Consider the following 5118-nt stretch of genomic DNA (forward strand, 5'->3'; position numbering starts at 1 on the left):
TTAACGGCGTACCGCAATCGCTTCGATTTCAATCTTCACATCTTTCGGCAGACGCGCCACTTCCACGCAGGAGCGTGCCGGGAAGGTGGCGTTATGCTCGGTGAAAAATGCTTCGTAGGTAGCGTTAACGGTGGCGAAATCGTTCAGATCTTTCACAAACACCGTCGTTTTCACGATGTCGCCCACTTTCAGGCCCGCTGCTTCAACGATAGCTTTCACGTTTTCCAGCGACTGACGCGCCTGAGCGGAAACGTCGTCCGGCACGGTGCCGGTTTTCGGATCCACCGGGATCTGCCCGGAAGTAATGATCATACTGCCCAGATCAACACCCTGAACATAAGGACCAATGGCTGCTGGTGCATTTTCCGTCGCGATGGTTTTAGTCATGATTTCTCCTGAATAACAGCGAAAATAAGGGGTTCCGCGCCATTATAGGCAGCGCAGAACCCATTACCAACCTCAATTAGCTGGCCAGCACCACATAATGGGAAAACTCTTTTTCACAGTATTTGCATTTGAGTGCGATGTCGCTGGCGCGTTTTTTCACTGCAAAACTGGAGAAAACCGGTTCGGCATGGCTGATGCAGTTGCTGTTCGGGCACACCAGCACGGCGTCGATGCGCTCCGGCAGTTTCGGGCGCGATTTTCCCACCACTTCATACTCATCAATGCGGTTTACCGTCGCGTCCGGCGCATATAAAGAGAGCTGATCCACCTGCTCATCGGTAAGAAAAGTGTTCTCGATTTTGATCAGATCTTTGCGGCCCATTTCGCCTGACGGCAAATTCAGGCCGATGGTGATGCGCTGATCGGTTTCGGTCAGCTTGAACAGCGTCAGCAGCTTAAAGCCCACCTGCGCCGGGATATGGTCAATCACGGTGCCGCGTTTGATGGCTTCGACCTGGAGTTTATTATCATGTGTCATCTCAGTGCTCCTTACAGAACCAAATCGCGATTAAGAACCAGCGCCAGCAGCGCCTGGCGGGCGAAGATGCCGTTACCGGCCTGCTGGAAATACCAGGCGTGCGGGGTTTTATCGACATCGGTGTGGATCTCATCCACGCGCGGCAGCGGGTGCAGCACTTTCATATTGGCCCGCGCATGGGTTAAGTCGCTGGCGCGCAGTACAAACTGCGCCTTCACGTTGGCGTATTCAGACGGATCCAGACGCTCTTTCTGCACGCGGGTCATATAGAGAATGTCCACTTCCGGCATCACCTCGTCGATGCTGTCATGCACGCTCCACGCAATGCCCTTTTCGTCGAGCATATCCAGAATGTACTGCGGCATCGCCAGCGCGGCAGGCGCGATAAACAGGAAGCGGTTGCCGCTGAATTTCGCCAGCGCCTGCGCCAGCGAGTGCACCGTGCGGCCATATTTCAGATCGCCGACCATCGCGATATTCAGATTTTCCAGGCGGCCCTGGGTTTCCTGAATGGTAAACAAGTCGAGCAGGGTCTGGGTCGGATGCTGGTTCGAGCCATCCCCGGCATTCAGTACCGGAATGCCGCCGGAAAACTCCGTCGCCAGCCGCGCCGCGCCCTCCTGCGGGTGACGCATGACAATCGCATCGACATAGGTGCTGATCACCGAAATGGTGTCCGCCAGCGTTTCGCCTTTTTTGCCAAGCGACGTGTTGCTGCTGTCGGAGAAGCCCACCACGCTGGCCCCTAAGCGGTGCATGGAGGTTTCAAAAGAGAGGCGGGTGCGCGTGGAGGCCTCAAAAAAGCAGCTGGCGATCACTTTGTGCTTCAGCAGCTCCGGTTGCGGCGTGGCCTTCAGTCTGGCGGCGGTTGCCAGCACCAGTTCCAGTTCTTCGCGACTGAGATCATTTATGGAAATGATATGTTTTTGATAGAGCGGATTAGCCATCGTTCTCTCCTGACGCCTGCGCAAAAAAAAGCCCCTCAATAAGAGGGGCTGTGAATATCGTGAGCAACGGGAAGAAAAACGGCAGGCCTGCGTCTGTTTTCAGACGCGGTAAGACGCGATGTCGTACGCAGTTGACCATGCTTTCCTCCCGGCAAATTGCCCGGCATTATACTCAGCTGCTTTTGCGGATCAAGTGATTCAATGCACGATTCATACAAGGCAAACGGTTATTTTGCATATTAATGCATTCTTAATAGATAATTAACGCGTTTATGTACCAGCGCCGTGCGTGACACATCCCGTGGCGCGACCCAGACAATGCTGCTGCTCGCCACCACGCCAAGGATGTCCGGGATCGCATGGTAATCCAGTATCCTGGCGACGGCGCGCCCGTATCCGGCGGCGGTATGGATAAGGATAAACTCGCTGTTGTGTTCGACGCTGACCACCATTTCCGACACGGATCGCGCAGCATCGGGTGCCGGGCGTAACTGTGGATTCACGGAATAAATCTTTTGTCCTTTCGCGTTGCGAATTTTTATCACGCCCAGCAGCTTTAACAGCCGCGAAACGGTGGACTGACTGATGCTGTCAAAACCATGCAGCTGTAAATCGCGGCGGATCGCCTCCTGCGATAAATAGCTTTTCTCCACAATAAGACGCTGGCAGACAGCGAGCTGAAGTTGCTCTCTGGCGGTGCATTCTGCGTATTCCTTCATCATTTTATTCCAGTTAGTTGCCAAAATGCCCGGTGGCGCGCGCCATCCGGCGAAAACTAGAGCAGGGCGCCAAGACTTAACACAACGGTGATCACTACCGTCAGGATCAACAGCAAGGGCGCAACCCACTTCAGGTAACGCACATAAGGTACGCGCGCAATGGCCAGGCCGCCCATCACAACGGCAGAGGTGGGTGTGATCAGATTCACAATGCCGGAGGCGGACTGGTAGGCCGTGACCACCAGATCGCGATTGACGTTAGCGAAATCCGCCAGCGGGGCCATGATCGGCATGGTCAGCACCGCCAGACCCGAGGACGACGGCACCAGGAAAGAGAGCACCACTTCCAGCCAGTACATGACATTGATAAAGGCGACGGTGGACAGCCCGCTGACCAGCCCTTCGGCGCTGTGCAGAATGGTATGGGTGATCATGCCTTTGTCCATGATCACCACGATGCCGCGCGCGATGCCGATGATCAGCGCCACACCGAGCAGATCCCGCGCGCCGTTGATAAAGGTGGAGGTCAGTTCCTCTTCGCTCATGCGGGCAATCAGCCCGACGATAATCGCCGCCGCCAGAAACACCGCCGAGATCTCCGCCATCCACCAGCCGAGCACCGCCACGCCGTAGATCATCACCGCGAAGGCGAGGGCGAAGATCACGAGGATAAGTTTGCGCACCGGGGTGAATTCCAGCATCTCCTGCGGCTTATCACCAAGAAAATGCGCACGGTTTTCGTCAAGCTTATCGGCCACGATGGAGCAGGCCGGATCCTGGCGCACTTTACGGGCATAGCGCATGACCCAGGCCACGCAGATCAGCCAGCCCACCGCCAGCAACAGCACGCGCAGTAAAATGCCGTTGGTAAAGGGGATCCCGGCGGCGTTGGCGGCGATCACCGTGGCAAAGGGGTTGATGGTGGATCCGAGGGTGCCGATCCCCGCGCCCAGCAGAATGGTCGAGGCGGCCACCACAGGATCAAAACGCGCCGCCAGCATCACCGGCACCAGCAGGGTGTAAAACGGCAGCGACTCTTCCGCCATGCCGTAGATGGTGCCGCCCGCAGCGAACAGGCCCATCAGGATCGGGATCATCCACTCTTCGTGGCCGTGCAGTTTGAGGGTGACGCGGGCGATCCCGGCATCGATCGCCCCGGTTTTGGTGACGATCCCCAGAAAGCCGCCAATGATCAGAATAAAGAGCGCCACGTCTATCGCGCCCGCCTGGCCGGTGACGGGATCGTATAGCCCGCCGATGGGGGCCATCAGCACGGCGACCAGTCCCTGCGGATGGGCGGCGACCTGCGCGTAAGTGCCCGCCACCGGGACTTCTTTGCCGAGCGTCTCGTTCATCATCATCTGATACTGCCCGGCGGGGACGATCCAGCTCAGGGCGGCGACCAGCGCGATCAGGATAAATAAAATGGTGTAAGCGGAAGGAAATTTGAATTTGCCCATGGGGTGATCTCCCTGTGCGGGCGCGCCAGCTCACCGGCGCGCCCGGATAATTACTTGCCGAGTGTCGCCACCATGACCGCTTTAATGGTGTGCATTCTGTTTTCTGCTTCGTCGAAAACGATGGAGTTCGCCGACTCAAACACCTCTTCGGTGACTTCCAGCCCCTTCAGCCCGTAGGCGATTTCGATTTCCCGGCCCATGGTGGTGTGCTCGTTGTGGAACGCGGGCAGGCAGTGCATAAATTTGACGTTCGGGTTGCCGGTGGCTTTCACGACAGCGCTGTTGACCTGATAAGGTTTCATCAGGCTGACGCGCTCGGCCCAGGCTTCTTTTGGTTCGCCCATCGACACCCAGACGTCGGTGTAGAGAAAATCAACGCCGTTGACGCCTTCTTCGACGTCCTCCGTCAGCATGATGCGCGCGCCGGTTTCGCTGGCGATGGCGCGACACTGCACCACCAGCGCCTCTTCCGGCCAGAAGGCGCGGGGCGCGACCAGACGGATGTCCATGCCCATTTTCGCTGCGCCCACCATCAGGTCATTGCCCATGTTGTTACGTGCATCACCCAGATAGGCGAAGCGCAGTTCCGGCAGGGTTTTGCCCGGTGCATGCTCCAGCATGGTCATCAGGTCGGCGAGGATCTGCGTGGGGTGAAATTCGTTGGTCAGGCCGTTCCATACCGGCACGCCCGCGAATTCGCCCAGTTCTTCCACAATGGCCTGGCCGTAGCCGCGGTATTCAATGCCGTCATACATACGTCCCAGCACACGGGCGGTATCTTTCATCGACTCTTTGTGGCCGATCTGCGAACCGGACGGGCCGATATAGGTGACCTGCGCGCCCTGATCGAAGGCCGCCACTTCAAAGGCGCAGCGGGTGCGGGTGGAGGTTTTTTCAAAAATCAGCGCAATGTTTTTCCCGGTCAGGGTTGGCTTTTCACGTCCGGCTTTTTTGGCGGCTTTCAGTTCGATAGCCAGATCGATAAGCGACTGGATCTCCGCCGGGGTGTAGTCCAGCAGCTTGAGGAAATTGCGGTTTTTCAGGGAGTGGGACATAAGTAATTCCTT

Annotated in this window: 6 protein-coding genes and 1 pseudogene; all 7 read right to left on the minus strand. The window is 57.2% G+C overall.

Features of this window, described 5'->3' with window-relative positions; translation table 11 throughout:
* The 7 genes and pseudogenes from ridA to argF all read right to left on the minus strand — a co-directional run bounded on the left by ridA (position 1) and on the right by argF (position 5106).
* Positions 1 to 387: a 2-iminobutanoate/2-iminopropanoate deaminase gene (gene ridA, locus QRD42_RS07375; RefSeq protein ID WP_072570356.1), complete on the minus strand. Its 387-nt coding sequence runs from the start codon at positions 385 to 387 to the stop codon at positions 1 to 3.
* Between the two features lie 76 nt (positions 388 to 463).
* Complete coding sequence (gene pyrI, locus QRD42_RS07380; protein ID WP_072570357.1) at positions 464 to 925, minus strand: aspartate carbamoyltransferase regulatory subunit; 462 nt, start codon at positions 923 to 925, stop codon at positions 464 to 466.
* 11 nt (positions 926 to 936) lie between these two features.
* Positions 937 to 1872: an aspartate carbamoyltransferase gene (gene pyrB / locus QRD42_RS07385; RefSeq protein ID WP_072570358.1), complete on the minus strand. Its 936-nt coding sequence runs from the start codon at positions 1870 to 1872 to the stop codon at positions 937 to 939.
* A 5-nt stretch (positions 1873 to 1877) separates the two neighbouring features.
* Positions 1878 to 2011 (minus strand): annotated as a pseudogene (gene pyrL / locus QRD42_RS07390) (pyr operon leader peptide); the annotation flags it as partial.
* Positions 2012 to 2111: 100 nt separating this feature from the next.
* Positions 2112 to 2591, minus strand: coding sequence for an arginine repressor (locus QRD42_RS07395; protein ID WP_088220616.1), 480 nt, complete (start codon positions 2589 to 2591; stop codon positions 2112 to 2114).
* Positions 2592 to 2647: 56 nt separating this feature from the next.
* Positions 2648 to 4051 (minus strand): YfcC family protein, encoded by a 1404-nt coding sequence (locus QRD42_RS07400; protein WP_321988520.1) that lies wholly within the window; start codon positions 4049 to 4051, stop codon positions 2648 to 2650.
* A gap of 50 nt (positions 4052 to 4101) precedes the next feature.
* Positions 4102 to 5106 carry an ornithine carbamoyltransferase gene (gene argF, locus QRD42_RS07405; RefSeq protein WP_321988521.1) on the minus strand — a complete coding sequence of 335 codons (1005 nt, stop codon included), beginning with the start codon at positions 5104 to 5106 and terminating at the stop codon, positions 4102 to 4104.
* Between the last annotated feature and the right edge of the window lie 12 nt (positions 5107 to 5118).

The organism is Enterobacter sp. PGRG2 (assembly GCF_030291195.1).
Lineage (GTDB): Bacteria > Pseudomonadota > Gammaproteobacteria > Enterobacterales > Enterobacteriaceae > Enterobacter_D.

Coding starts and splice junctions, on each gene's coding strand:
- argF (WP_321988521.1), bottom strand. CDS start 5,106: ATGTCCCACTCCCTGAAAAACCGCAATTTCCTCAAGCTGCTGGACTAC.
- QRD42_RS07395 (WP_088220616.1), bottom strand. CDS start 2,591: ATGAAGGAATACGCAGAATGCACCGCCAGAGAGCAACTTCAGCTCGCT.
- pyrB (WP_072570358.1), bottom strand. CDS start 1,872: ATGGCTAATCCGCTCTATCAAAAACATATCATTTCCATAAATGATCTC.
- pyrI (WP_072570357.1), bottom strand. CDS start 925: ATGACACATGATAATAAACTCCAGGTCGAAGCCATCAAACGCGGCACC.
- ridA (WP_072570356.1), bottom strand. CDS start 387: ATGACTAAAACCATCGCGACGGAAAATGCACCAGCAGCCATTGGTCCT.
- QRD42_RS07400 (WP_321988520.1), bottom strand. CDS start 4,051: ATGGGCAAATTCAAATTTCCTTCCGCTTACACCATTTTATTTATCCTG.